This is a genomic window from Halorubrum sp. AD140 (assembly GCF_034497445.1).
In the GTDB taxonomy this organism is placed as follows: domain Archaea; phylum Halobacteriota; class Halobacteria; order Halobacteriales; family Haloferacaceae; genus Halorubrum.
Genome location: NZ_JAXRUU010000350.1, coordinates 1 through 1,018, shown reverse-complemented (window position 1 = coordinate 1,018; position 1,018 = coordinate 1). Strand labels below are relative to the sequence as shown.

Genomic DNA, 1,018 nt, shown 5'->3' with positions numbered 1-1,018 from the left:
GTCCCGCCCCGCACCGCTCCGCACAGCACCTCTCACCTCCCCAGCCTCGTCGCTGGCAGCCTCCGCTGCGCTCCGGCGCCAGCGACTCCCTCGCGCGTGCGACTCGCGCCCTCCGGGCGCTCGTCGGCACGCGCCACCGCAGTTGTTCGTAATTGCCACGTCAACGGAACGAGGTACGACCGTCACGAGCCCCCGCAGAGCGGCGCGGACCGGGGCGCTTTTTATGGCCACGCTCGAAGCGTCCGGTGTGCTATCGGTCGAGCTCCACGCGCACTCCGCGCTGTCGTACGACGGGCGCGACCCGGTCGAGCTCCTCTTGGAGCAGGCGGCCGCGGTTGGGCTCGACGCGCTCGCCGTCACCGACCACGACGAGATCGACGCCAGCATCGAGGCGGCCGAGAAGGCCCCCGACTACGGCCTCGTCGGCGTCGTCGGCATGGAGGTGACCTCGGCGGTCGGCCACGTCCTCGCGTTCGGCATCGAGGAGCGGATCGAGACCGGCCTCCCCTTCGACGAGACGCTCGACCGGATCCACGACCAGGGCGGGATCGCGGTCGTCCCTCACCCCTTCCAGAAGTCCCGTCACGGCGTCGCCGCCCACATCACCGACGAGCAACTGGCGAGCGCCGACGCCATCGAGGTGTACAACTCTCGGCTGTTCACCGGGCGCTCGAACCGACAGGCCGAGAAGTTCGCCGTCCGCAACGGCCTCCCGATGACCGCCGGCAGCGACGCGCACATCTCCGAGATGGTCGGGCAGGCGGTGACGGAGGTGGGCGCCGACGAGCGCTCCGCCGCCGCGATCCTCGACGGCATCGCCGACGGCCGGACCAGCGTCGTCGGCAAGCGCACCCCGTGGCGGATCTCGCTCCGCCAGTTCGGCGGGGGCGCCAAGCGCCGCGCGCTCCGCGCGCTCGACGCCCTCAGGTGACCGCGATGACGGCCCCCGCCACCGATCTGCGAGGCGCCTCCGCGGACCGCGTCCGGGCCGCGCTCCGCGACGGCGACCCCCTCCCCG

1 protein-coding gene is annotated in these 1,018 nt (G+C 73.0%); it reads left to right on the top strand.

Going from position 1 to position 1,018, the window contains the following annotated elements:
- Positions 1-247: 247 nt before the first annotated feature.
- Positions 248-931 carry a PHP domain-containing protein gene (locus U4E84_RS18775; RefSeq protein WP_322533560.1) on the top strand — a complete coding sequence of 228 codons (684 nt, stop codon included), beginning with the start codon at positions 248-250 and terminating at the stop codon, positions 929-931.
- Positions 932-1,018: the final 87 nt, after the last annotated feature.